Here is a 22,953-nt window from a genome sequence, read left to right as displayed (position 1 = left end):
GTCTCTAATTTCCCCGCATGCTCTAATGGCTTGAAGGCATTAATGCCAATAAGCGCCAATATTCTTCACGCTTGGCGCGCACATCAGCAAGGGAAAATTTAGGATAGCTTCCTAAGCCAAATTTATCCCGCTTCTTGGTGTGAGGATGATAGTAACTAAAAAACGATTACTAGTAGCTTATGTAGATTTACAATAAAGCTTTTTAGATATTGGTTTGGTGGGTTGTTTATGTGGATTTATCGGGATGACATGGATTGGCGGAAGATCGTAGGAGTTGAACCTACCCGAGACTGCTGGCAGCCTCAACAGGATTTGAAGTCCTGCCGCTTCACCGGAAACGACGATCTTCCTTTTGGAAATTGGTGCGAACTTTAGCGCAAAAGTCGGGGCGATTCAAGTTGAGTTGAAAAATAATAGCGTGAATTGATTAAATAAAAAGTGCGGTCAGAAAAATGATTAAATTTCTGACCGCACTTTTGGTTTTATCGCTTGAAATTAACGACGTGGTAAATAACGTGTTGGATCCACAGATTTGCCTTTGTAGCGAATTTCAAAGTGAAGTTTTACATCGTTGGTGCCGGTGTTACCCATTTTGGCGATTTGTTGGCCGGCTTTCACTTCTTGCTGATCTTTCACTAAGATGCTGTCGTTATGGGCATAGGCACTGAGGAAATCGTCGTTGTGTTTGATGATGATAAGATTTCCGTAACCGCGGAGTGCATTGCCGGCGTAAACGACACGGCCACCTGCCGCAGCGTTAACGGCTTGACCACGAGAACCGCCAATATCAATCCCTTTATTGCCGCCATCGGAGCTGGAGAAGCCTTGAACGACATTACCACTTGTTGGCCAGCGCCAAGCAATGGTGGAGGCGACCGGTGCATTGTCTTGTGGGATTGGTTGGCTTGCCACAGGTTGGTTTTGAACTTGTACTGGTTGATTTACCGGTGCGGTGTTTACCGGCGGTAAACCACCTGCGGTGGCTTTTACCGGGCCGGTGATAGTGCCATCAGAACCATATTGTGTGCCATTTGCACCCGGCGTGTAAGTAACGGTTGGCTCACTGCTTACCGGTTGTTGAACTGGCGCTTGTGGTTGAGGCGCAACAGCAGGTTGTGTCACGCTTTGAGTACGTCCGTTAGACACTTTCAAGGTTTGCCCTACGCTTAAATTGTAAGGTTCCTTCATATTATTTAAAGCCGCCAATTCTTTCACATCCAAACCGGAAATGTACGCGATAAGGAACATGGTATCGCCTTTGCGCACGGTGTAAGTGTTACCTTTGTAGAAGCCTTTGTTAATTTGGCTGTAATCCGGTGCGTTGGTGGTTGGATTGCGCGGAATCGTGAAATCCTGAGAAGTTTGTTGCGGTTTATTTTGCACTACCGGCGCTGATTGTGGTTTTGGTGCCGGTTGCGGTTGATAAGTTGGTTGGAAATTTGGCTGTGGCGCAGATTGTGCCGGTGCTTGAGGCATTGGCGTATTCATGCTGTTGGGTATGCTACTTTGTTGAATTTGTGGTTCCCAAGTGGCATTCCCGCCCATAGATGGGCTGTCAACCGGCTGCATCATGCCCGGTGATAATGTGCCATCGGCACTTTCTACCGGGGCTGGAGAATCTGAGCTACAAGCTGTAAGAACAGCAAGGGTAATTGGTAAAAGTAAAAAGGATTTTTTCATGGAGGTATTCCTTATTGCATATTTGTTGGCATACGTTGTTGTTGAATTTCTGGCATCCAACTACCGCCTGCGATAGCGCCGGTGCCTTCTACCGGTTGCATAATGCCCGGCGGAAGTGAATTTTCGTCTTTGCGAGCATCATCAGAAGAACAGGCCGCGAGAGTTAATACCATAGACAATAATAAAATTGATTTTTTCATTTTATAACCTTGATTAACGTAAAATAAAATAAGCGACAACAGCTAAAAGCACCACTGACCAACCGATGACTTCAATGGATTTGCGCAGTTTAGCTGCAAATTTCTCGCCGCCCCAAGCCGCTAATTTGGCGACTAATAGAAATCTTGCCGCGCGGGAAATAAACGCGGTGATGACAAAGGGTAAAAATGCCATTTGCATCACGCCGGCACAAATGGTGAAAACCTTGTAAGGAATTGGTGAGAACCCAGCTACAAACACCACTAAAATGCCCCATTTTTCAAACCATTGAATAGCGGTTTGCCAATGTGATTGATATCCCCATTGGTTAATATAATGTTCTACAAAATCAAACGCATAATAACCCAATGCATAACCGATGATACCGCCCAACACGGAAGCAATCGCCGTAAATAAGGCAAATTTCATCGCACTTTGCGGTTTTGACATGGACATTGGGATAAGCATGACATCCGGCGGAATGGGGAAGAAAATTGCCTCAATAAAACTGACAAACGATAACCAAAATGGGGCGAAACGGTGTTTCGACCAAGCCATGGTTTTATCGTACATTGCGCCAAACAAATTCATTTACTTTCCTTATGTTGAAAGACGAAATTATTCACTTTCTAACCAATGTTGTAAAGCCTTCATTGAATGGTGTGCCGTCATATCGACTTGTATTGGTGTGATGGACACATAGCCGTTTTTTACCGCATGAAAATCCGTGCCTTCGCCCTCATATTCCGGCAATCCGCTCAGCCCGATCCAATAAATATCTTCGCCACGGGGGCTTTGTTGTTTAATGACTTCGGCGGAAGAAGAACGGTAACCCAAATGGCAGACTTTAATGCCTTTGAGTTCTTCATAAGGCACATCCGGCACATTAATATTGAGAATTTCGTGTTTGCCCAATAATTGAGAATGTAATTTAGGGACGAGTTCGCATACCACACGGGCTGCCGTTTCAAAATGTTGACGGCCATCAAGAGATACCGCAATAGACGGCAAGCCAAGATGACGCCCTTCAAAGGCGGCGGCCACGGTACCGGAATACAATACGTCATCACCCAAATTTGCGCCGGCGTTAATGCCGGATACTACTAAATCGATGCGTCCGGAAAGAAAACCGTTGAGCGCAATGTGAACGCAATCAGCGGGCGTACCGTTAACGCAATAATCGCCATTTTCCAAATGTAACGGTTGTAATGGTTTCACTAAGGTTAACGAACTTGAGGCGGCACTGCGGTTGCTGTCCGGTGCCACAATGGTGACGTTGGCGATATTGCGTAAGGCGTCTGCCATGGCGCGAATGCCTGGGGCATGAATGCCGTCGTCGTTACTCAATAAAATATTCATATTCTTCCTGTGTTTTAATTTTCTACGTTGACCAGTTCGCGAATAAGCGCAGTGGCATAACTGCCCGCCGGTAAATCAAATTGAAGTCGCAAGCCGTTTGGTTCAAATTGCCATTGGAATTGCTGGGGTTGCATTAATATTGGGCGGCGTGCCGCTTTCATACGTTCTTGGCGCATTAACGCGAATAACGCTTGATGTTGGGCGAAAATTTCATTTTCAAAATCCACCGCACTTTTCTCTTCTTCGCCGATAAGTGGCGCGGTGAGCAAAACATCTTGTTGCACCAAACGTTGTTGTAATTGCGCTAAATCTTCCGATTTATCCACCACAAACCAACTGTGTGAACCGCTCAGTTGCAAAACATCACCGATCAAAATTTGCTGAGCCAAGTCTAATTCCATTCGTTTGGACACGATTAAATTGAAAATTTCGCTGCGTGCGGCGGAAAGATAAAAACTGCGTTTATGACGATCTTTGACTTTAATTTCGCCGTTTGCCCAGCGTAACGCCTGGGTTAAGTTATTGCCATCACGGCCAAAACGTTGTTCGGTGAAATAATTTGGGAAGCCGTTTTTTGCCAGAAAATCTAACCGCACTTTGAGTTCGTCGGTTTCTTCAGCGTTGCGGAGCAAAATCTCAAAATGGTTGCCTTGTAAGCTGCCGATACGAATTTTGCGTTGGTGGCGGGTGACGTCGAGAATTTCTACACCCTCGAGGGAAAATTGACTGAAATCCGGTGTTGGTTGCCCGGGCATTTGCAGACTGAACCATTGCTCGGTAACAGCCTTGCGATCTTTCAAACCGGCGTAGCTCATATTGCGCGCGGAAATGCCGGCAAATTTCGCCAGTTGCTCGCCCACAAACAAGGTGTTGCAATCGGTTTTACGTACTTTTACAGCGACAAATTCGCCATCGCCACTCATGTCGTAGCCGAGTTGTTCTTTCACCACAAAATCTGCACATTCCGCTTTTAAAAGTGCGGTCTGTTTTGGCGGTGTTTTTTGCAAATAGGCTAAATCCATCATGGTTTGCATACCAACAATGCCACGGCTTCGCAGGCAATGCCTTCACCGCGACCGGTAAAGCCCAGTTTTTCCGAGGTGGTGGCTTTGACATTCACTTGTTCGATATCAACGGTTAAATCCTGCGCAATGAGGGCACGCATGGCGTCAATGTGTGGGCGCATTTTTGGCGCTTGGGCGATAATGGTTACATCTACATTGCCTACGACATAGCCTTTTGCCTGTACTTGACGGTACGCCTCGCGCAATAACACGCGGCTGTCTGCGCCTTTGTATTGCATATCCGTGTCAGGGAACAGCTTGCCGATATCGCCCAAAGCGACCGCGCCAAGCAAGGCATCGGTCAGTGCATGGAGCGCTACATCGCCGTCGGAATGGGCGATAAAGCCTTTGTCAAAGGGAATGGTGACGCCGCCGATAATGAGCGGGTTGTCGGTACCGAAAGCATGAACGTCAAAACCATGGCCGATTCGTATCATTTTGTCTTCCTCATTAAATAAAATTCCGCCAACGCCAAATCTTCCGGGCGGGTGACTTTAATATTATCGCTACGTCCCGCCACCAAGTGCGGTTGAAATCCTGCGAGTTCCATGGCAGAGGCTTCGTCAGTCACCGCAAGCTGTTGCTGTTGGGCGTGGATTAACGCATTTCGTAATAACTCTGCGCGGAAAAATTGTGGCGTTTGCGCCAACCAAAGTTGACTGCGATCTTCGGTGTGGGCAATTTGTTGTGAAGGCAGAGCGCGCTTGATGGTATCCGTCGCCGGAATCGCCAAAATTGCGCCGTTATCATCCTCAATTTGAAGTAATTTGTCTAAATCGCCGTGCGTTAAGCAAGGACGTGCCGCATCATGTACCATCACCCAAACATCCGTGCCGGCATTTTGTATTGCTTTTAATCCGTTTAACACCGAATCCGCACGGGTTTCTCCACCTTCGACCAACGTCATTTTGGGGTTTTGTGTCAGATTAAGTTGAGCAATATAAGGATCGTCGGCAGCCACTGCCAACACGATTTGGCTGATGTGCGGATAAGAGAGCAGCACGTTTAGGGTGTGCTGCAAAATAGGTTGTCCGTGAATAGGAAGGTATTGTTTCGGTTTGCTCGCCTGCATCCGACTGCCAATGCCGGCCGCCGGCACAACGGCGATAATCTTGCGATTTGAGGTCATTATTTATGTTCTTTGACGATGTGATAGAAAGTTTCGTTTGGTTTCACCATTTCATGCTGTAAACGGGCGCGTTCTTCAATGGCATCCACCCCTTCTTTTAAGTCTTTAATTTCTGCAGCAATGATTTGATTTCGTTGGGAAAGTTTTTCATTTTCCTGTTGATGGATGGCGATTTCTTTGGTGGTGTTTTTATAATCCCAATAGCCGTTTTTGCCGAACCAAAAATCGTATTGGAACAGTACCAAAACCGCGAATAATAAAGAGAGAAATAAGCGCATAAAAAACCGGTAAATCGAATCGAAAAAAATTGCGCCTAGTTTACCTTGAATTGCACCAAAATGCGATATTGCCCGCCCTGCGCCGAATAATTTCTTAAAAATTGAGGTGTATCGTAGTAAGATAAGGCAATTTTTAATAGCCTGTGAGGTGCCCATGAAACCCTATTTAATTGCTCCTTCCATTCTTTCTGCTGACTTAGCGCGTTTGGGTGAAGATGTGGAAAATGTCTTAAAGTGCGGTGGTGATGTCGTTCATTTTGATGTGATGGATAACCATTATGTCCCGAATTTAACTTTCGGGCCTGCCGTGTGCAAAGCCTTACGCAATTATGGTATTACTGCGCCGATTGATGTGCATTTGATGGTGAAACCGGTGGATCGCATTATCCCGGATTTTGCCAAAGCGGGTGCCAGCTACATTACCTTCCACCCGGAATCCTCTGAGCATATCGACCGCACTTTGCAACTTATCCGTGATAACGGCTGTAAATCCGGTTTAGTATTTAACCCGGCAACGCCGTTAAGCTATTTAGATTATGTGATGGACAAAGTGGATATTATTTTATTGATGTCGGTGAATCCGGGCTTTGGCGGACAATCTTTCATTCCGGCAACCTTAGAAAAACTAAAACAGGCAAGAAAACGTATTGATGAGAGCGGATTGGATATTCGTTTAGAAGTGGATGGCGGCGTGAAAGTGAGCAATATTGCAGAAATTGCCCGTGCCGGTGCGGATATGTTCGTTGCTGGTTCGGCGATTTTCGATCAACCGGACTATAAAAAAGTCATTGATGAAATGCGTCAACAGTTAGCCGCAGTAGGAAAATAAGCATGACAGGACAGTTTAAATTAATCGGTTTTGATTTGGATGGCACGTTGGTGGACAGTCTGCCTGATTTGTCGCTATCTGTAAATTCAGCATTAGCAGAATTTGATTTGCCACAAGCGCCTGAAACGTTGGTGCTCACTTGGATTGGCAACGGCGCGCAGATTTTAATTGCTCGCGCATTGGAATGGGCAACGGCACAATCGAGCAAAACCTTGACAGAAGGCCAAATTGCCACATTAAAAGAGCGTTTTAATGTCTTTTACGGCGAAAATATCTGTAACCGCAGCCGTTTATTCCCTCACGTGAAAGAGACTTTGCAGAAACTCAAAGCCAAAGGTTACCGTTTGGCTGTGGTTACCAACAAACCGACCCAACATACCCGCCCTGTGTTAAAGGCTTTCGGCATTGAAGACTTATTCGATGAAGTGTTGGGCGGACAATCGTTACCGGCCATCAAACCTCACCCGGGCCCGCTGTTCTATTTATGCGGCAAATTCGGTTTATACCCGAAACAAGTGCTGTTCGTCGGCGATTCCCGCAACGATATTATTGCTGCCCATAATGCCGGTTGCCCGGTGGTGGGATTAACCTACGGTTACAACTACAATATTCCAATCTCTGAATCCCATCCGGATTGGGTCTTTGAGGATTTCGCGGAGCTATTGACGCTTGTTTGATTGATTCTTCTGAATGGATGGCGCAAACGTCCACGTTTGTGCCTTTATTTAATTTTGGCTACAGCACAAGCGTGGACGCTTGCGCTATCAATAATAAGATTTAAAAATTAAGGATGTAAAAATGACCAAACCTATCGTGTTCAGCGGCGTACAGCCATCAGGTGAATTGACTATCGGTAACTACCTCGGTGCGTTGCGTCAGTGGGTGAAAATGCAGGATGACTACGAATGCCTGTTCTGTATCGTGGATCAACACGCCATCACCGTACGCCAAGATCCGGTGGCATTACGCAAAGCCACCTTGGACGTGTTGGCATTATATTTAGCCTGCGGTATCGACCCGGCAAAATCCACGATTTTCATTCAATCTCATGTGCCGGAACACGCGCAATTGGCTTGGGTGTTAAACTGCTACACATATTTCGGCGAAATGGGTCGTATGACCCAGTTTAAAGACAAATCCGCCCGTTATGCAGAAAACATCAACGTAGGTTTGTTCACTTATCCGGTCTTAATGGCGGCTGATATTTTGCTTTACCAAGCCAACCAAGTACCAGTGGGCGAAGACCAAAAACAACATTTGGAAATCACCCGCGACATCGCGCAACGTTTTAATTCCTTATACGGACCGCACTTTGCTGTGCCGGAAGTGTTTATCCCAAAAGCAGGTGCGCGCGTGATGTCCTTGTTGGAACCGGAAAAGAAAATGTCTAAATCGGACGAAAACCGCAACAACGTTATCGGCTTATTAGAAGACCCGAAAGCGGTTGCGAAGAAAATCAAACGCGCGGTAACCGACTCCGATGAGCCGCCGGTGATTCGTTATGACGTGAAAAATAAAGCGGGCGTGTCCAATCTTCTCGATATTCTCTCTGGCGTGAGCGGCAAAACTATTGCAGAACTTGAGCAGGAATTTGAAGGCAAAATGTATGGTCACTTAAAAGGTGCTGTCGCCGACGAAGTTTCCGCCATGTTGACTACGTTGCAAGCACGTTACCACCATTTCCGCAACAACGAGGAATTACTCCTCCAAATTGCTAAAGACGGTGCGGAAAAAGCCAAAGCACGCGCACAAGAAACGTTAGCGAAAGTGTATGACGCCATTGGGTTTATTGGTGCGAAGTAAGTCATTCCACACAAAAACAAAAGCGGCGTTAAAGCCGCTTTTTTATTTCAAGGGAAAAGCTAAAGGCAAACAAAAAGTGCGGTGAAAATCCACTGTAAATTTTGACCGCACTTTTTCATCGTGATAAAAAAATAGAGAATTTTAGGATGTAATTACGCCATCACCGGATACGACGATATTTCCAACGTAAGAGGGTTTTGTAAGGCGTTTGTTCATTGATTAATCCTTAGGAAAATTGGCACAAGAGTGGACGCTTGCGCCATCGGAGGCGTCTTATGTGTTGGCGACAAAGCAGCAGCGGAAAAAATTCGTCAAGACAGTTTAAAATCAGCCATGTCTATTCAAGATAAACCTGCTGAAATACAAGATGAACCAAAAACAGACGAAGAACCAACCGCACTTATTGCGAAACGTGATTAAAATAAACAACGACGGGGCTGAATAAAGCCCCGTTTTTTTCATTCCTAACCACCATTTATTTCATTTAAAACCCGCTGCTTATTACATTTCATTATAGGTAATAACTTTCCATTCTTTTCTCACCGATTCAAAATTTTTTACTATATCGCCACGCAAACGATTAAATCATGAAAAATGAATTGGGATTATATTTTAAGTGCCACACCACGTTTTGTTCATGCCATGCTGATGACACTTCATCTCGCCTTTTGGGGTATTTTATTGTCGCTGGTAATTGGTGTGATTTGTGCGGTGATTACCACCTACAAAGTCAAATCATTAACTTGGCTAGTAAAAGGCTATATCGAGCTTTCTCGCAATACGCCTTTATTAATTCAAGTATTTTTTCTCTATTTTGGGCTTTCTAAAATTGGTCTGAAATTAGATGGGTTTACTTGCGGCATTATCGGCCTGGCATTTTTAGGTGGAAGCTATATGGCAGAAGCTATTCGCGGAGGTCTGGAAGCGGTATCAAAAGGGCAAATTGAATCAGCCTTAAGTATTGGTCTAACCCCTTTTCAAGCTTTTCGCTATGTGATTTTCCCACAGGCCTTTGCGATTGCGACACCTGCAATCGGCGCAAATTGCTTGTTCTTAATGAAAGAAACCTCAGTGATCAGTGCCGTTGCCGTAGCCGAACTGATGTTTGTAGCGAAAGAAGTCATCGGGCTCGATTACAAAACCAATGAGGCCTTATTTTTATTAGTGGTGTTTTATTTGATCATTCTATTACCGATGTCTCTGTTCATCAGTTATTTAGAACGCCGGACTCGGAGAGCAAAATATGGGGCTTGAGTTATTATTCCAAGGTAGCAACATTGAACGCTTGCTTAACGGTTTATGCGTGACGGCTGAAATTGCGTTCATTTCTGTCTTCTTCGCCTGTATTTTAGGCGTGATTTTTGGCGTAATCATGACGAACAGAAACCCAATTATCAAAGCCATTTGCAGCTTTTATTTAGAATTTGTACGCATCATTCCATTATTAGTATTACTTTTTCTCGCTTATTTCGGTTTAGCAAAATGGTTTGATATTCACTTAGATGGCGTTTCTGTATGTATTTTGGTGTTTATTTTCTGGGGAACAGCAGAAATGGGGGATTTAGTGCGTGGTGCATTAACTTCCATTGAAAAACATCAAGTGGAATCAGCCTACGCTCTGGGCTTAACGCCGTTTCAAACCTTTGTGTATATTTTACTTCCGCAAAGTTTAAAGCGTGTGACACCAAGTGCTATTAACCTCTTTACTCGTATGGTAAAAACCAGCTCTTTGGCGATGTTAATTGGTGTGGTTGAAGTAATTAAAGTCGGTCAACAAATTATTGAGCATTCATTATTTAGTAATCAATCGGCGGCGCTTTGGATTTACGGTGTCATTTTCGGTTTATATTTTGTGATTTGTTACCCGCTATCCTTATTTTCCCGTTATTTAGAAACCCGTTGGGAAAGTTAATTTTAATTAGGAAAACACATGGCGTTATTAGAAATTAAAAACCTCGTCAAAAATTACGGTGATGTAGAAGCACTCAAAGGCATCAATCTTTCTATAGAGAAAGGCGAAGTTGTCGTTATTTTAGGTCCATCGGGTTGTGGTAAAAGTACTTTTTTACGCTGCCTAAATGGATTAGAAGAAATAAAGAGCGGTCAGATTTTGCTTCAAAATGCTGGAGAGTTAGGTAAAGACATTCCTTGGGTCAAAGCACGTCAACGCATTGGGATGGTATTCCAAAGTTATGAACTCTTCGCTCATTTATCAGTAATTGACAATATTTTACTCGGTCCTTTAAAAGTACAAAAACGCGATCGCGCAGAAGCTGAAAAACAAGCCGATGAGTTACTTAAACGTGTAGGTCTATATGACCGAAAAAATGCCTATCCGCGTGAATTATCAGGTGGGCAAAAACAGCGAATTGCTATTGTGCGTTCACTTTGCATGAACCCTGAAATTATTCTGTTCGATGAAGTCACTGCTGCCCTTGACCCTGAAATGGTACGCGAAGTACTTGATGTGATTTTAGGTCTCGCTAAAGATGGTATGACGATGCTCATCGTTACCCATGAAATGAACTTCGCCCGTCAAGTAGCTAACCGCATTGTGTTTATGGATAAAGGGCAAATCATTGAACAGGCAAAACCGGAAGATTTCTTCACGAATCCAACCACGGATCGTGCGAAAACATTCTTAAATATCTTAAATTATGAACCGAGAGGGACAAACTATGAAGAAAACATTTAAAACATTGACCGCACTTTTAGCCACTGCCACCTTAGCATTTGGCTTAACCGCGTGTAATGATAAAGAACTAGCTAAAGACGGAGCAAAAACAATCTCAAGCCTTGAGCAAATACAAAAAGATGGCAAAGTGCGCATTGGTGTATTTAGCGATAAACCACCATTTGGTTATGTGGATGCGCAAGGTAAAAGCCAAGGCTTTGATGTCGAAATTGGTAAAGAGATCGGTAAAGACTTATTAGGTGACGAAAACAAAGTAGAGTTTGTTTTAGTGGATGCCGCAAACCGTGCTGAATACTTACTTTCTAAGAAAGTTGATATTATCTTAGCTAACTTTACTGTGACACCTGCTCGTAAAGAAGTGGTAGATTTTGCTAATCCATATATGAAAGTGGCACTCGGTGTCGTTTCAAAAGATGGCTCAGTCATTACTGATCTTGAACAATTAAAAGGCAAAACTTTAATTGTAGATAAAGGTACCACGGCTGATATTTTCTTTACCAAAAACTATCCAGATGTGAAGTTATTGAAATTCGAACAAAATACAGAAACCTTTGAAGCCTTACGTGATGGCCGTGGTGATGCCTTATCTAACGACAATACCTTCTTATTCGCTTGGGCAAAACAAAATCCAGGTTATACCGTAGGCGTAAAAAACTTTGGTGATCAAGATGTTATTGCACCAGCTGTTCGCAAAGATGCACCTGAATTGTTAAATTGGTTAAATAACGAAATCCAAACCTTAGGCAAAGATGGTCGTTTAAAACAAGCTTACGAAAAAACTTTATTGCCAGTTTATGGGGATACCGTAAACGAAAGCAATATCGTGGTTGAATATAAATAATTTAACCCAATTCACTTCCCCTGTAATTTCCCCACAGGGGAAGTGAAAACTCCTTTATTTTTGACCACTCTTTGGAAGATGTGGTGTAAATCTCGCCTTTAATGGCATTCTTTCCTGAATACGTTCCCGATTAATCTATAACGCCGCCTCTGTGGCTTCATAGTCCAACCATAAACTTGGATCATCAGGTAACATTTCATTCCAAATATATTGTACGTTAAAGCCTCGCGCCTTACATTCCGCATGCAATGCATCATACCGTTTCTTTAAAAACGCCAATTTATTAAAGAAAAAACGCACATGCCCTTCACCTAATTTATATTCCGTAGGCTGTCCTTTCAAATGAAATTTACCTTTCGCCACGGCATTAGGAATGCGGGTTAATTCACGATGTTCAGCTAAAAGATGCTGATCACAAAGCTCCTCAGGTGGAACAAGATTAATTCGAGTCATAAGTCATACCAAATAAAAAGGAACATAGTACGGGGCGTAAAGGTATTTGTCTATGATTTACTTATCTCTTTAAAAGAATAAATATTCAAGCATTTCAAAAAAGATATTTATCTGAGCATTTTAATAAAGTATTGATCTATTCAAAATAAACAGTACGATCGTCCTAACCTTAACAACTTATTATGGTCCACAAGAGCAATATTCATAATTTAAAGTGAATAAAGAAGATACCATAAAAAATATTTCATACTTTTGAGACATTCCAAATGAGAATCCTACTCTTTTTAACGCATTTCGCCATGCTGTTATTTAGTGCTTATTTATGGCACAAATTTGGCGTGCATTGGTTGCAAGTTAGTGGTTATGATTTAACGTTAAACGACCCTGTAGCTAATAGTCTAAATCATTCTATTAATATCTATTTTAGACTTATTGCCATTACTAGTTTCAGCTATCTCTTTTTTGCTATTTTTCAACGTTTTTATCGCAGCTTTGCGATGTTGCTATGGATGGCGAAAGTTGGAGTATTCGGGAAATATTTATTTGATTTGAATGCGCTACAAGGCACCAATTATGATGGTATGTTCCAAACCTCATCGGTTTATATTTATTTTTTATGCCCATTATTGTTAAGTTTGTTATCCTACCTTTATTGTAAGAAATAAAACAAGTAAACTCATAACTTAGCAATTCAAAAGGGTTTGCAAGCGGTTAAATTTTGTAGGAATTTTACCAATCTCTCCATTCAATAAGGATTCATCATGAAAAAGTTATTTTTATTCGCTTTATGTACTTTCTCTGTTTCTAGCTTTGCCTTAACCCCGCAAATAGAAACAGCATCAAACTCAGACTCTTTTATCAGTTTCCGCACTGCTAATGATGCTATTTATTGCTCTGGCGATATTCCTGACCTAAACCCCAAAGTTGAATGTGTTACTAAAATCAAAGGAAAACCGATTTTGCCGCGTCCGAAAGATTGTGAATTCGAATGGGGCGAGCTATTTTCTGTTGGCGCTACAGGAAAGGCCTCACTTGTTTGTGCAAGTGATACCCCCGCTGTACCAGACTCTCAGATCTTAAAAGACGGTGAAACAATTAAAGGCAAAGGTTGGCAATGTACTGCGTCTGGTGATTCAGTTACTTGCTCAAACCAAGAAAAACACGGTTTTAACATTAGCCAAGCAAAACAAAAATTATTTTAGTTTGTAGCGTATTTGAAAAATACACAATACGTTAATTGCCTTACCACAAGAGTGGTCAAATTTTTCTCACTTTTTACAAGGAATAAAAATGAAAAAATATTGGTTAATCCTATTAATGATGTTTGCTGGCAATACCTATGCCAATCCCACTTATGATGTAACCAGAGGGGCATTACAGAATGATCCTTCATTATGCAGCTATGGCTATAATCCAAATTGCTCATCTCAAGGAGGATATTCCGGTGGGTATTCAAGTGATGACTACTCAAACGCCCCTAGCCAACCCATCCCTTCTTACGCAGCAATCGCTGTGAATGGAAATACTGGTGATTGGGGGTGGTCAACAGGTACTTTGACTGAATTTTCTGCTATCGAAGATGCCAAAAATAACTGTGAAAAAGCAGGAAATGGCCCATGTGAAACTACGGCAACACAACTCAATGGTTGTCTTGCAATGGCATCATCTAGAGGCAAAAATGGTAGTTGGTCTTATTTCTTATCAAATTCGGGGACTTGTGGATCAGTTGAAAAAGAAGCACTATCAAACTGTCGAGCAAGCAAAGCTAAAAACTGTAAAATTGAAATCCGCCAGCTTGATTCTGAGTATCAATACTTGGTTGAACCGCTATTAAGAAACTAGCTTATAGGGAGGCATTCACGCACAGCTGCCATACACACTCGTGCGTGAATTGTAAAAGCTCATGCTACTTTAATTTTCTTGCTACAAGAGCGGTCAAATTTTTCTCACTTTTTACAAGGAACACCAATCATGAAAAAGTCTCTTCTCTTAACGATTCTTTGTCTTCCATTTATGGCTCAAGCTAACGACAGTACGGGAACCGTCTCTACTGGTGGTGTGGAATATATTAAGAATGAACACATTGCGATGCAAAAAGAAAACCTATTTATCAGCCAAGATAAAATTAAGGTGGAATATGAATATCGCAATCTAACCGATAAAGACATTACCGAGACGGTGCTATTCCCTTTACCGGAAGTCATACTGCACGATTACGGTGATTTTGCTCACACCCAAAGTTTAATCAATTCTTTTAAGATTTATGTGAATGGCAAAGAAATCAAACCGACAACTCATGTACGCGCTTTCTTTTACGAAACAAAAAATGCGGACAATGAAGAGAAAAAAGAATTGGTTTCTCACGATGTCACAGAGATTCTTCGTGCCTGTGGTTTAACTGAAGAAGAGTTAATGGAGCCTTGGTTACGTAAATCTGATTCTGCAGATGAGAAAATCTTGAAATGTCAGGATCCACGTCTTGCTAAATATTCATACAAAGACTCTGAGGATAGCGAATATATCACTTGGGGTGGACAAATTATTTATAGTTGGCAACAAACCTTTAAAGCCAATTCGATTACTCAAATTCAGCACGAATATACTCCTCTAGTGGGTGGAGGTATAGGTCTTCCTGAACTCGTCAATTATAAAAAGTTTGCCGATACTTTTTGTATTGATCCAGCATTCAAAAAATCCGTAAAAGCAAAATCGCAAGGAATATATTACCACGAGTTAGGTTATATTCTCAAAACGGGAGCAAACTGGGCAAAACCTATTGCGGATTTTACGCTTACCATTGAAAGACCAAAAACACAGATCGTTTCTTTCTGTTGGAAAGGTAAAGGCGAGGTGAAAAAAGTGCTGCAAAATGACAAAGTTGTGCAATATCAAGTAAAAGAAAAAGACTTCTTACCACAACATGATTTAGATGTGCTATATGGTGTAGATGCAAGGTTTGTTGAGTAGAAACTTATTACTAAACGATATGCTTTTACCATAAAGAGAAGATAAACCTCACAGGATTTTTCACAAGGAATCAAAAATGAAAAAATATTGGTTAATCCCATTAATGATGCTTGCTTTCACCTCCTATGCGAATAGCTGTGGTGGGCAATTTGACCCAACAACTGGAACGTGTCGAATTATTGGTCCTGATGGAAGAATGATTATGTATAATTCGGCCCCTCCGCAAGGGGGATATTCAAATGCGCAAGTAGGGCCACCCGTAGGTTCTGACTACTATGCTGCCATTGCCATCAATAAAGCCACTGGAGATTGGGGATGGTCAAGCGGCTTTTTAGGCGAATCTACGGCTATCATGGATGCAAGATTGCACTGTGAAAAAGCAGAACGAGGAGAATGTGAAGGGGCGGCAACACAATTAAATGGCTGTCTTGCTATGGCATCGTCAAAAGATAAAAACGGGAATTGGACTTACTTCTTCTCTCGTTCTGGCATCTGTGGCGCAGTTGAACAGGAAGCGTTATTAAATTGCCAAGCCAGCAAAGCTAAAAATTGCCAAATTGAAATTCGTCAATTAGACGCGAATTATCCATACTTTATGTATCAATAAACTTTTAAGATAGTGTATGTAAATGTAGAAAATTCACGCATATTTATCAAACATACTTGTGCATGAATTTTAAAAAGCTTCGCACTACCTTAATCTTCTTGATACAAGTGATCTGCACCCCCCCCACGATGGCGCAAGCGTCCTCGCTTGTGCCTATCAACTAAAAGTGCGGTCAAAAAATTCAAAGAATTTTGAATATTGGCTCTTCCGATGGTTATGAGTAAAATTCACAATATTTTTATTAAACAGCACCAGCGTGGACGCTGGCGCTATCATTGGGGCCATGTGAATGCGACCGTGCTGAAAGTTAAACTTTCTATGTCAATTATCAGCATTTCGTCTATTCACTTATTGCAAACCTTTGTGAATGCCTCAAAAATTCCTGAAAAAACAATTATGTGGGAAGTAATTATTCATTTTGCTTTCTTGATTTCAGCAATTGCGATTGTAGCCGGCCGCGAATTTTGGGAAACATAACCGCTAAAAATGGGAATTTGGAAAAATCCGTTATTTCCCATTTTAAGCGAATTTTAACCGCTAATTTTGAGAAAATAAAACGCCCTTTAAATTAACTTTGAAGGGCGTTTAAATTTTAGAATTTATAAATCAGGTTGTCTTCATATTTGCCAGAATAACTTGCTGAAGCATTTACCACTATTCTTTTAGCTCCCGCAAATGACTCCCAATTATCTACTTGCTGTTCTTGGGTGTACTCTATGAACCTGATGAACTCAGACTTTGTTGAACTAAAGAAGATGTAAGGCGGCCTTGTTAAATTGATAAGCCTTAAGAAGTCTATTAGGTCAAAATAGGTTGCTTGTTTATAGCTTTCCTGTCGAGTGCATAGGTATGGCGGATCTAATATAAATAATGTCTTGGGATTATCTTTAAATTTTGGCAATAAAACATGAAAAGATTCCCGTATTACTTCAATGCCATCTAAATATCCTATGGCTTCAGGGTAGTCTGATTGACGAATACAATGCCAAAAATCTTTTCCGTATAGTTCATCTAGTGAAGCTACTTGTTGACCGCTAAAAAGCAACCAGCTGGATAATGAGTTTAGGTCTAAAAAACCTTTAAAGGCTTTGATTTTATTTATAATTTCTTGCTTTAAATGTTTGCTTATTCGCTTATTTTTTGGTATAATCCCATCAACGGTTTGATAGAGTATTTCACGTAAACGATTTATATCGCTTATGTGTTTTAGTCTGTCTGAATATCCATCAAAATCATTATAGATAACACTTGCTTTTGGTTTAATTCGTTTCGCGGCGTGGCTTAACAAACCACTCCCACCAAATACGTCTATAATCGTCCAACCTTCACCATCGTTATTGATGTTTTCCATCAGCACGCGTTCAAAATGCTTTAAGAACATTCTTTTTTGTCCGATAAATGGTAACGGCGCTTGCTTAAAGTTTCTTTGGGCTTGATTTGCCATAGTGTTTTCCTTCTTATCTATGGCGTTCCGGTGTTCTTGACACTCCGACACTCAAATCAAGTTAATTGATGTGGTTAATAGTTTTACAGCGACTACATTTGATTTCTAAACGTTTCACTGTGCCGACTTTTGCCAATAATTTATTACAACATTGGCAACGGATCTCTTTTAAATTCTGCATATACTTTCCCATTTTTAGCGGTTTTGTTAAAATCCCGCCTGCCTCGCGAGGTAGGCGGCATATAGCTATATGCAGGCTCATTCTGCTTAGCTGGCATTATCCGTGTTACCGCACAGATAGTGTCGCCGTCTTTATTCTTGAACTATATCTAAATCACTCGCACAATCCGCATAAAACGAACCCTCCGCATTATGCCAATGCACTGCCGGTAATTCGTCACCATTATCTTCAATCACTAGCAACTTGCCGAATGGGCTTGTATATACAACCTCGCCTTGATTGCCGTTGCGTAAGGTTACTTTGTTATTTTGGCTTTCGTAAATTTTTTGCTTTAACAGATAACTCTCCAGTTCCCACAATTTATCGAGCGCGTTGGCAAAAGCACAATTGTTACCGATAAGCGGATCATAGTTTTGATTATCAACACAGACGCTAGTGCCAGCCAATTTGTAGCCATTTTTTAACGTAATTGTGCAGATAGTCAGTAAACCTTGATGTACATACTCAACGTCATCCACTAATTCTGTTAAATATTCAATGGTAAGTTTATTCATTGCTTATCCTTTTTTAAAGATCGTTGCTAGTTGATTTGGGCTGAATCGCCAACCTTGAGTTTTACCGGTGATTGCATTGAAACACCACTCAGAGCAAAAATATTTACTGCGTTTTTGTTTGATGCCTAATACAATGCCAATTGCACCCCACCAATCGTATTTACTCCCTTTTGTAGCATTGAAATAAAACTTAACCTCTGCTTCGCTTACACCATCAAGCAACACCAAATCCCACTTATCTCTTTCAGCGAGATCAATCTCTTTACAACGCACTCCGCCATCACGGATGGAAGAAGAATAACAGTCATAATGAAGCTCATGCTCATAGTGATGACCTGATGTGTACTCAATACGTTCAACAGCAATCTCGCAGTGAGAGTAAGGCCCTTTTGTTAGTTTTCGGGTAATCCAATCCGAAAAACGTGCTAAAAGTGCGGTAGGGTTTATGCCTGTTTTTTTGCCCTTGTAAAGGGCTAAATACACATTATCAGCCATTTTTATAAGCCTCCATTAGTTCGTCCATTTGTTTGATGATGTCATCGCTAATCGCTTGTAATTGTTCAAGCGTTAAGTTAGGGTGTTTTAACTCGTATTTACGCATACGCAATGCCGCCAGGTGGTCTTGTAGCTTTTGTAATCCTGCTGCCTGTTGCAATATAATTTCTGTCGCGGTTTTGTTGTCCACGCCTGCCGGTGTGGCAAAACTGGTGATATAAATGCTCGGCTCACCTTTGTAACCGCTCGCTTTAAACACTTCTGCCGCTTCTTTGCGGGCTTTATATTCCGCTTCAAAACGTGTCCATACGCTGTAAATCGTTTCGGCTTTTTTATCGATTTCATCGATTAATTGTGCGCGCTTTTCTGCTAAAAGGGCGGTTAGTTTTTTGGGTGGAATTTCCCATGCTTTGCCGTCCCATTCATGCGCCGCCGATGGGCGGAACGAGCGGGCGTGAAACGTGCCGTCTTTAAATGTGATGTCGTCTGAATTGAGCGTTAAATAATGCGCATATTGCGTGTCTGTCAACTCAATAAGCGTTGATTTGTCGATGTTATAAAGCGCGATAAAATCGCTATCAATCAGTTCAAAATGCCCGTCTTTATCAATGATGTTTAGCAAATACATATTTAATAGCCCTCTACTTTAATGATTAAATCTACGGGTTCATCTTGACCTCCCGTCCAACGCACTGCTCGAATTGTGACTTTATCTTTGATTTGCTCTTGTATATCTTCAGCCCAACCTAAAATCCATTCCGTTGCTTCGCTTGCATATTGGGCGCCAGATTTTGTCTTGTTTAAAAACACAGTGACGTAATCCACTTTATTCGGCATAGATGACCATAATTGCACAGGGATGTGTAACGCGTTGTCGTTTGTTTCTGCTCCAAACCATGTCGGCGAAAAATTACGAAAGGCAATAATTTGTTCAATTTTTCCGTTTGGGTAAACTGTCATAGTTCCTTCGGTTTGAATATTAATTGTTTCTTCTCCGTCTTCATAAACGTAACTTGGCCCTTTTTTTACTCGGATTTTTATTTTCTTTTTATGTTGTTTTGTTTGTTGATACGTTTTGCGCACGACATTTTTAATCAACTCCGTCACGCTACTATTAAAATCAACAATATCAGATACTGTGTGCGTATGATTGCGGTCAGCTTTATCTTGCAAACCTTGCGATAACCGTCCCGCATCTAACGCGCCGATATTGACAACTTCGCCGTGAGATTTAATCCAAAATTGCACGTCGTCAAAACTATTTACCGCTTTAATACACAGTTTGAGTACGAGAGATTTCGGACGGGTTTCATCGCCGCCGTTATAAGTTAATTCGTTGTAATTTTGGTCATTCAGATTCCCTCGTTCGCCATAATGAAAAATCCCCATGTTATTTCCCGGATAAGAACTATCCGGCACTTGAATTTTATGGGTTTTAATTGTGTCTTCTTGCGTTTGCCCAACTTGTAAACCCGCCTCTGCATTACGAATAAATCTATCCGCGGCTTTTGGCACTGCAGAAATGGAGCCGTATTTAGCAACTAAATGACGGTATAGCTCGGGATAGCGTTGCTGTGTAACTTGCGCCGCAATGTCATCAAACGCAATCCATCCCGCGGGGATTGCGTCGGTTGCAAAATATGCTGTCATGCCGACATCACTACGCGTTAGATCAGGCAAAGTGTTGGAGTTACCGAGCACTTTGTACAAATCAGGAAACGCGGACGCATTAAACGTTGAGCCGTTGGCTCTTAAAAAGCCATTCGGCTTTGTTACCGCAGTCGGAAAAGCCACAATTGAGCCAACCGGCAAGCCTTTTTTTGCTGCCTCCCCAACGGCAAATTCACTGGCGAATTTGTCTTTAGCTGTGCCATCTGTTTTGTGGGATACCGGTAAAATACCAGGCTCGGTTTCTGTTGCCGATTTTGCTGTCCATTTTTGGCTTACTGCTATTTGTACATTGGCAATAATTTGCGCTAGTTTTTTAGCTCCCTTGGCCGTAAACACTAAGCCTTCACTATCTAACCCGGTATCGCTAGTCGCTTGCCAGATGCCCTTTTGGGTGGTTGATCCTACCGGTAATTTATGACTATGACCGGATTCATCAGCTGTGCTTGTGCTATCTGCAGTTAAATCTTTCGGTGCGGATTTTTTGCCGAGTAACTCCAAAAACTTTTTGAGCCACAGGGTTCGATTGGCGAGCTGTTTGGCTGGTTTGTTCGTAATGCCATTTTCACCGCCCAATACAGGATCGTTTTCTTCAATTTGATAAACTCCGTCTTCCCACTTTTCTTGTTCTTTCAGGTTAGCCATAAAACATCCTTTAAATGAGGTTTAAATCTAGTTTGAACCGTGGTTATAACTGCCGTTATAACGGGCTTTGTTGTTGTAACGCACTGGCACGGCTTTATAATCCAGCACGGCTAATGTGCAACGTGCCGGGGCAAAGTTGCGTAAGATTTTGCGTAGCTGTTGCGCTTGTTCATTGGTAATCGGTTGATTCAGACGAATGGCGTAATAAGCCCATTTGTCACTCAGCGGTATGGTTTGCACAAATTTGTGTTCATAGGTCCGCGCTTTTAAGCCTTCGTCAATATCGATTTCGCCGAAGCCTAAGCGGCGAAATACTTCACGAATTGACCAAGGTGTGCCTTTGTAGCGGTGCAATTCGATGGCGACTTTGATTAAACTGCGTTTGGAATGGTCGTTTTCTGCTAAAAATGAGCCGTCGTAACCCGTCACACTCCATTTTTCGGCAAGAAGCTGGATAAATCCATCATCAAGCAGTTCGACTAAAGTCGTCATCACTTTGCTTTTATCCAACGCATTCATGCGCCCGCTTAAATCCGCCAAGGTTTTGTATTTGGTTTCACGCTCAATCACATCCGCATAAGTCAAATTAGCCATTGCTACGCTCCGGTGCGACATTGATATTGATTGCGGTGCAGTTTGCCCATTCGGTTTCACCTACGATGATTTTTGCCGGGGCAATCAGATTCACGTCATACACGCCCTCAACACGCAATGCGCTGATAATGGCAGACGGCACAACATCAATACCGAGCTTCTTGGTTTTATCGGATAAATACAGTTGAAGCGCATCACGGGCTTTGGTTTTCACAATGTCTTCGCGGTAGCCGTCGAGTAGCGTTAATGTGGCGTTGATTTGGTAGTCGCGTTTGGTCGGTGCAATCACTTCCACGGTGTCGCACAATGGGCGACGACGTTCCGGGCTAACATATTGTTTTACGTCATTTAACAAGCGACTGTCGGGCAAGCCTGTTTTTGTGAGCACGGTAATGCGCACTAAACCGCCACGTGGATTGGATACATTCACATCGGCGATGTCTTGCGATACAGCGCGGGTGTGGTAATCGTAAGCCGCAATGGAACCACAACTTGTGAAAGCTTCCGGTGCGGCAAGAATCCGCTTGCGGTAGTCGTCATCTTCTTCGCGCGCTAAACCGCCACTTGGCACATCAATGTTAGCGATAGTGATTTCACCTGAAAAATTGACCGCACTTTTGAGTGTTTTTACACGCCCAAGCTCCCAACCGTTGCCGACTTTACCGGCTTTATTACAGGCGGCTTCGATTTCAACATAAGAAATCAGCGGGGTGATCACATCATCGTTGAGCGTGATGAATTCAATATCATCGGTGACGGCAACGCGCGTACCCTTCGGGATTAAAACAGACGGGTGATCGCCTGTGATACTAAAACGTAAAATCGTGCGAGCAGGTTTATCTAATAAGCGATAACAACCAAAAGTTTCCCCACATAAATCCAACGCCAAGCCTGTGGCATATTGCGGAAAGGTTTGGCGAAAGGCTTCGTTAATACCTTGGCGCGCTAGGCTCTCACGCAGTGCATACACGTTGATAAGTAAACGTTCAATGTGTGCCGGTTGTAAGATTTTGCCGGTGCGTTTTTCATACTGTGCAATAGCGTCGCGTAAAATACTTTCTACGTTGTCATCAACGACTTTCACATCATATCTATTCATTGGGCGACCCTCGTGGCGTAAATTTCGCGGTACACATCCTCGGTAAGTGTCCAATAAATCACAAATTCAAAGTGCGGAGCCGTGCCTTCAACGTCCACAGAATCAATGTTGATGCGCTTTTCCCAACGCTTAAGGGCAAGTGTGATTTCACGCACGATATTCGGTATCGCCACATCTTCCGGTTGGTCGATATATTGAAAGTGGTCACTGCCGAATTCAGGGCGCAACACATCAGTGCCTTTCATCGTCGAAAGAATATGGTCAATGCACTGATGAATGTCATCAACGCCTTGCACCGCTTGAGAATCAAGACTTGGTGCAAGTTGCCAGTGTGTTGTGAGGAGTGTGTTTTGTGTGTTCATAGCCTTGA

General features: G+C 42.4%; 31 protein-coding genes, 1 tRNA gene and 2 pseudogenes. 14 read left to right on the top strand and 20 right to left on the bottom strand.

The window, feature by feature from the left end:
• Positions 1-22 precede the first annotated feature (22 nt).
• The 10 genes and pseudogenes from J5A60_RS09625 to ftsB form a co-directional block, all read right to left on the bottom strand.
• Positions 23-109 (bottom strand): annotated as a pseudogene (locus J5A60_RS09625) (hypothetical protein); the annotation flags it as partial.
• Between the two features lie 146 nt (positions 110-255).
• Positions 256-350, bottom strand: a tRNA-Sec gene (locus J5A60_RS09165).
• A gap of 145 nt (positions 351-495) precedes the next feature.
• Positions 496-1,680: a murein hydrolase activator NlpD gene (gene nlpD, locus J5A60_RS09160; protein WP_212510160.1), complete on the bottom strand. Its 1,185-nt coding sequence runs from the start codon at positions 1,678-1,680 to the stop codon at positions 496-498.
• Positions 1,681-1,691: 11 nt separating this feature from the next.
• Positions 1,692-1,880 carry a lipoprotein gene (locus tag J5A60_RS09155; protein ID WP_006719878.1) on the bottom strand — a complete coding sequence of 63 codons (189 nt, stop codon included), beginning with the start codon at positions 1,878-1,880 and terminating at the stop codon, positions 1,692-1,694.
• 13 nt (positions 1,881-1,893) lie between these two features.
• Positions 1,894-2,469, bottom strand: a complete 576-nt coding sequence (locus tag J5A60_RS09150) for a YqaA family protein (RefSeq protein WP_212510159.1) — start codon at positions 2,467-2,469, stop codon at positions 1,894-1,896.
• A 27-nt stretch (positions 2,470-2,496) separates the two neighbouring features.
• A complete protein-coding gene (gene surE, locus J5A60_RS09145) occupies positions 2,497-3,237 on the bottom strand; it encodes a 5'/3'-nucleotidase SurE (protein WP_212510158.1) in 741 nt (246 codons plus the stop codon).
• A 14-nt stretch (positions 3,238-3,251) separates the two neighbouring features.
• Positions 3,252-4,262 carry a tRNA pseudouridine(13) synthase TruD gene (truD, locus tag J5A60_RS09140; protein WP_212510768.1) on the bottom strand — a complete coding sequence of 337 codons (1,011 nt, stop codon included), beginning with the start codon at positions 4,260-4,262 and terminating at the stop codon, positions 3,252-3,254.
• Positions 4,259-4,738, bottom strand: coding sequence for a 2-C-methyl-D-erythritol 2,4-cyclodiphosphate synthase (gene ispF, locus J5A60_RS09135; protein WP_212510157.1), 480 nt, complete (start codon positions 4,736-4,738; stop codon positions 4,259-4,261). Before ispF ends, truD begins: the two co-directional genes overlap by 4 nt.
• Entirely contained in the window at positions 4,735-5,430 is a 696-nt protein-coding gene (gene ispD / locus J5A60_RS09130) for a 2-C-methyl-D-erythritol 4-phosphate cytidylyltransferase (RefSeq protein ID WP_212510156.1), read from the bottom strand. The genes ispF and ispD overlap by 4 nt, the downstream gene beginning before the upstream one ends.
• Positions 5,430-5,708, bottom strand: a complete 279-nt coding sequence (gene ftsB / locus J5A60_RS09125) for a cell division protein FtsB (RefSeq protein ID WP_212510155.1) — start codon at positions 5,706-5,708, stop codon at positions 5,430-5,432. Before ftsB ends, ispD begins: the two co-directional genes overlap by 1 nt.
• A gap of 154 nt (positions 5,709-5,862) precedes the next feature.
• Here ftsB and rpe point away from each other — a divergent pair, with 154 nt between their 5' ends.
• From rpe to J5A60_RS09085, 8 genes are all read left to right on the top strand, one after another.
• The gene (rpe, locus tag J5A60_RS09120) at positions 5,863-6,537 is read left to right on the top strand and encodes a ribulose-phosphate 3-epimerase (RefSeq protein ID WP_212510154.1); all 675 of its coding nucleotides are present in this window, start codon (positions 5,863-5,865) and stop codon (positions 6,535-6,537) included.
• 2 nt (positions 6,538-6,539) lie between these two features.
• Complete coding sequence (locus J5A60_RS09115; RefSeq protein WP_212510153.1) at positions 6,540-7,214, top strand: phosphoglycolate phosphatase; 675 nt, start codon at positions 6,540-6,542, stop codon at positions 7,212-7,214.
• Between the two features lie 121 nt (positions 7,215-7,335).
• Complete coding sequence (gene trpS, locus J5A60_RS09110; protein ID WP_212510152.1) at positions 7,336-8,340, top strand: tryptophan--tRNA ligase; 1,005 nt, start codon at positions 7,336-7,338, stop codon at positions 8,338-8,340.
• A 246-nt stretch (positions 8,341-8,586) separates the two neighbouring features.
• On the top strand, positions 8,587-8,760 hold the full coding sequence (locus J5A60_RS09105) for a hypothetical protein (RefSeq protein WP_249113875.1): 174 nt from the start codon (positions 8,587-8,589) through the stop codon (positions 8,758-8,760).
• 174 nt (positions 8,761-8,934) lie between these two features.
• The gene (locus tag J5A60_RS09100) at positions 8,935-9,594 is read left to right on the top strand and encodes an amino acid ABC transporter permease (RefSeq protein WP_006719856.1); all 660 of its coding nucleotides are present in this window, start codon (positions 8,935-8,937) and stop codon (positions 9,592-9,594) included.
• Positions 9,584-10,252 carry an amino acid ABC transporter permease gene (locus tag J5A60_RS09095; RefSeq protein ID WP_212510151.1) on the top strand — a complete coding sequence of 223 codons (669 nt, stop codon included), beginning with the start codon at positions 9,584-9,586 and terminating at the stop codon, positions 10,250-10,252. The genes J5A60_RS09100 and J5A60_RS09095 overlap by 11 nt, the downstream gene beginning before the upstream one ends.
• A gap of 18 nt (positions 10,253-10,270) precedes the next feature.
• Positions 10,271-11,035: an amino acid ABC transporter ATP-binding protein gene (locus J5A60_RS09090; RefSeq protein WP_005699182.1), complete on the top strand. Its 765-nt coding sequence runs from the start codon at positions 10,271-10,273 to the stop codon at positions 11,033-11,035.
• Positions 11,019-11,876, top strand: coding sequence for a cysteine ABC transporter substrate-binding protein (locus J5A60_RS09085; RefSeq protein WP_212510150.1), 858 nt, complete (start codon positions 11,019-11,021; stop codon positions 11,874-11,876). Before J5A60_RS09090 ends, J5A60_RS09085 begins: the two co-directional genes overlap by 17 nt.
• A 138-nt stretch (positions 11,877-12,014) precedes the next feature.
• On the opposite strand, the pseudogene J5A60_RS09080 reads toward J5A60_RS09085, so the two are convergent.
• A pseudogene (locus tag J5A60_RS09080) lies at positions 12,015-12,329 on the bottom strand (pyrimidine dimer DNA glycosylase/endonuclease V); the annotation flags it as partial.
• Positions 12,330-12,595: 266 nt separating this feature from the next.
• Between J5A60_RS09080 and J5A60_RS09075 the strand changes: the two are divergent.
• From J5A60_RS09075 to J5A60_RS09050, 6 genes are all read left to right on the top strand, one after another.
• Complete coding sequence (locus tag J5A60_RS09075) at positions 12,596-12,994, top strand: hypothetical protein (RefSeq protein ID WP_212510149.1); 399 nt, start codon at positions 12,596-12,598, stop codon at positions 12,992-12,994.
• 96 nt (positions 12,995-13,090) lie between these two features.
• Positions 13,091-13,531, top strand: coding sequence for a DUF6636 domain-containing protein (locus J5A60_RS09070; RefSeq protein ID WP_212510148.1), 441 nt, complete (start codon positions 13,091-13,093; stop codon positions 13,529-13,531).
• An 88-nt stretch (positions 13,532-13,619) separates the two neighbouring features.
• The gene (locus tag J5A60_RS09065; protein WP_048750088.1) at positions 13,620-14,171 is read left to right on the top strand and encodes a DUF4189 domain-containing protein; all 552 of its coding nucleotides are present in this window, start codon (positions 13,620-13,622) and stop codon (positions 14,169-14,171) included.
• 129 nt (positions 14,172-14,300) lie between these two features.
• Positions 14,301-15,296, top strand: coding sequence for a DUF4424 family protein (locus J5A60_RS09060; protein WP_212510147.1), 996 nt, complete (start codon positions 14,301-14,303; stop codon positions 15,294-15,296).
• A 76-nt stretch (positions 15,297-15,372) separates the two neighbouring features.
• Positions 15,373-15,903, top strand: a complete 531-nt coding sequence (locus J5A60_RS09055; protein ID WP_109128924.1) for a DUF4189 domain-containing protein — start codon at positions 15,373-15,375, stop codon at positions 15,901-15,903.
• A gap of 210 nt (positions 15,904-16,113) precedes the next feature.
• A complete protein-coding gene (locus J5A60_RS09050; RefSeq protein ID WP_371817617.1) occupies positions 16,114-16,380 on the top strand; it encodes a YqhA family protein in 267 nt (88 codons plus the stop codon).
• A 115-nt stretch (positions 16,381-16,495) separates the two neighbouring features.
• On the opposite strand, the gene J5A60_RS09045 is transcribed toward J5A60_RS09050, so the two are convergent.
• From J5A60_RS09045 to J5A60_RS09000, 9 genes are all read right to left on the bottom strand, one after another.
• Positions 16,496-17,347, bottom strand: coding sequence for a hypothetical protein (locus J5A60_RS09045; protein WP_212510146.1), 852 nt, complete (start codon positions 17,345-17,347; stop codon positions 16,496-16,498).
• A 61-nt stretch (positions 17,348-17,408) separates the two neighbouring features.
• Positions 17,409-17,528 (bottom strand): Com family DNA-binding transcriptional regulator, encoded by a 120-nt coding sequence (locus tag J5A60_RS09040; protein ID WP_080988235.1) that lies wholly within the window; start codon positions 17,526-17,528, stop codon positions 17,409-17,411.
• Between the two features lie 131 nt (positions 17,529-17,659).
• Positions 17,660-18,082, bottom strand: a complete 423-nt coding sequence (locus J5A60_RS09575; protein WP_239303901.1) for a Gp49 family protein — start codon at positions 18,080-18,082, stop codon at positions 17,660-17,662.
• A gap of 3 nt (positions 18,083-18,085) precedes the next feature.
• Entirely contained in the window at positions 18,086-18,577 is a 492-nt protein-coding gene (locus J5A60_RS09025) for an enoyl-CoA hydratase (protein ID WP_109103601.1), read from the bottom strand.
• Positions 18,570-19,205, bottom strand: a complete 636-nt coding sequence (locus tag J5A60_RS09020) for a hypothetical protein (RefSeq protein ID WP_212510145.1) — start codon at positions 19,203-19,205, stop codon at positions 18,570-18,572. The genes J5A60_RS09025 and J5A60_RS09020 overlap by 8 nt, the downstream gene beginning before the upstream one ends.
• Before the next feature lie 2 nt (positions 19,206-19,207).
• The gene (locus tag J5A60_RS09015) at positions 19,208-20,890 is read right to left on the bottom strand and encodes a phage tail protein (RefSeq protein WP_212510144.1); all 1,683 of its coding nucleotides are present in this window, start codon (positions 20,888-20,890) and stop codon (positions 19,208-19,210) included.
• 27 nt (positions 20,891-20,917) lie between these two features.
• Positions 20,918-21,484: a phage tail protein gene (locus tag J5A60_RS09010; RefSeq protein WP_109128178.1), complete on the bottom strand. Its 567-nt coding sequence runs from the start codon at positions 21,482-21,484 to the stop codon at positions 20,918-20,920.
• Complete coding sequence (locus J5A60_RS09005; protein WP_212510143.1) at positions 21,477-22,583, bottom strand: baseplate J/gp47 family protein; 1,107 nt, start codon at positions 22,581-22,583, stop codon at positions 21,477-21,479. The genes J5A60_RS09010 and J5A60_RS09005 overlap by 8 nt, the downstream gene beginning before the upstream one ends.
• Positions 22,580-22,945 carry a GPW/gp25 family protein gene (locus J5A60_RS09000; protein WP_212510142.1) on the bottom strand — a complete coding sequence of 122 codons (366 nt, stop codon included), beginning with the start codon at positions 22,943-22,945 and terminating at the stop codon, positions 22,580-22,582. The genes J5A60_RS09005 and J5A60_RS09000 overlap by 4 nt, the downstream gene beginning before the upstream one ends.
• Between the last annotated feature and the right edge of the window lie 8 nt (positions 22,946-22,953).

Source organism: Aggregatibacter sp. oral taxon 513, from assembly GCF_018128305.1.
GTDB lineage: Bacteria > Pseudomonadota > Gammaproteobacteria > Enterobacterales > Pasteurellaceae > Aggregatibacter > Aggregatibacter segnis_A.
The sequence above is the reverse complement of the archived record's forward strand: the minus strand, read 5'-3'. Positions and strand labels throughout refer to the sequence as shown.

Coding starts and splice junctions, on each gene's coding strand:
- nlpD (WP_212510160.1), bottom strand. CDS start 1,680: ATGAAAAAATCCTTTTTACTTTTACCAATTACCCTTGCTGTTCTTACA.
- J5A60_RS09155 (WP_006719878.1), bottom strand. CDS start 1,880: ATGAAAAAATCAATTTTATTATTGTCTATGGTATTAACTCTCGCGGCC.
- J5A60_RS09150 (WP_212510159.1), bottom strand. CDS start 2,469: ATGAATTTGTTTGGCGCAATGTACGATAAAACCATGGCTTGGTCGAAA.
- surE (WP_212510158.1), bottom strand. CDS start 3,237: ATGAATATTTTATTGAGTAACGACGACGGCATTCATGCCCCAGGCATT.
- truD (WP_212510768.1), bottom strand. CDS start 4,262: ATGATGGATTTAGCCTATTTGCAAAAAACACCGCCAAAACAGACCGCA.
- ispF (WP_212510157.1), bottom strand. CDS start 4,738: ATGATACGAATCGGCCATGGTTTTGACGTTCATGCTTTCGGTACCGAC.
- ispD (WP_212510156.1), bottom strand. CDS start 5,430: ATGACCTCAAATCGCAAGATTATCGCCGTTGTGCCGGCGGCCGGCATT.
- ftsB (WP_212510155.1), bottom strand. CDS start 5,708: ATGCGCTTATTTCTCTCTTTATTATTCGCGGTTTTGGTACTGTTCCAA.
- rpe (WP_212510154.1), top strand. CDS start 5,863: ATGAAACCCTATTTAATTGCTCCTTCCATTCTTTCTGCTGACTTAGCG.
- J5A60_RS09115 (WP_212510153.1), top strand. CDS start 6,540: ATGACAGGACAGTTTAAATTAATCGGTTTTGATTTGGATGGCACGTTG.
- trpS (WP_212510152.1), top strand. CDS start 7,336: ATGACCAAACCTATCGTGTTCAGCGGCGTACAGCCATCAGGTGAATTG.
- J5A60_RS09100 (WP_006719856.1), top strand. CDS start 8,935: ATGAATTGGGATTATATTTTAAGTGCCACACCACGTTTTGTTCATGCC.
- J5A60_RS09095 (WP_212510151.1), top strand. CDS start 9,584: ATGGGGCTTGAGTTATTATTCCAAGGTAGCAACATTGAACGCTTGCTT.
- J5A60_RS09090 (WP_005699182.1), top strand. CDS start 10,271: ATGGCGTTATTAGAAATTAAAAACCTCGTCAAAAATTACGGTGATGTA.
- J5A60_RS09085 (WP_212510150.1), top strand. CDS start 11,019: ATGAAGAAAACATTTAAAACATTGACCGCACTTTTAGCCACTGCCACC.
- J5A60_RS09075 (WP_212510149.1), top strand. CDS start 12,596: ATGAGAATCCTACTCTTTTTAACGCATTTCGCCATGCTGTTATTTAGT.
- J5A60_RS09070 (WP_212510148.1), top strand. CDS start 13,091: ATGAAAAAGTTATTTTTATTCGCTTTATGTACTTTCTCTGTTTCTAGC.
- J5A60_RS09065 (WP_048750088.1), top strand. CDS start 13,620: ATGAAAAAATATTGGTTAATCCTATTAATGATGTTTGCTGGCAATACC.
- J5A60_RS09060 (WP_212510147.1), top strand. CDS start 14,301: ATGAAAAAGTCTCTTCTCTTAACGATTCTTTGTCTTCCATTTATGGCT.
- J5A60_RS09055 (WP_109128924.1), top strand. CDS start 15,373: ATGAAAAAATATTGGTTAATCCCATTAATGATGCTTGCTTTCACCTCC.
- J5A60_RS09050 (WP_371817617.1), top strand. CDS start 16,114: ATGGTTATGAGTAAAATTCACAATATTTTTATTAAACAGCACCAGCGT.
- J5A60_RS09045 (WP_212510146.1), bottom strand. CDS start 17,347: ATGGCAAATCAAGCCCAAAGAAACTTTAAGCAAGCGCCGTTACCATTT.
- J5A60_RS09040 (WP_080988235.1), bottom strand. CDS start 17,528: ATGCAGAATTTAAAAGAGATCCGTTGCCAATGTTGTAATAAATTATTG.
- J5A60_RS09575 (WP_239303901.1), bottom strand. CDS start 18,082: ATGAATAAACTTACCATTGAATATTTAACAGAATTAGTGGATGACGTT.
- J5A60_RS09025 (WP_109103601.1), bottom strand. CDS start 18,577: ATGGCTGATAATGTGTATTTAGCCCTTTACAAGGGCAAAAAAACAGGC.
- J5A60_RS09020 (WP_212510145.1), bottom strand. CDS start 19,205: ATGTATTTGCTAAACATCATTGATAAAGACGGGCATTTTGAACTGATT.
- J5A60_RS09015 (WP_212510144.1), bottom strand. CDS start 20,890: ATGGCTAACCTGAAAGAACAAGAAAAGTGGGAAGACGGAGTTTATCAA.
- J5A60_RS09010 (WP_109128178.1), bottom strand. CDS start 21,484: ATGGCTAATTTGACTTATGCGGATGTGATTGAGCGTGAAACCAAATAC.
- J5A60_RS09005 (WP_212510143.1), bottom strand. CDS start 22,583: ATGAATAGATATGATGTGAAAGTCGTTGATGACAACGTAGAAAGTATT.
- J5A60_RS09000 (WP_212510142.1), bottom strand. CDS start 22,945: ATGAACACACAAAACACACTCCTCACAACACACTGGCAACTTGCACCA.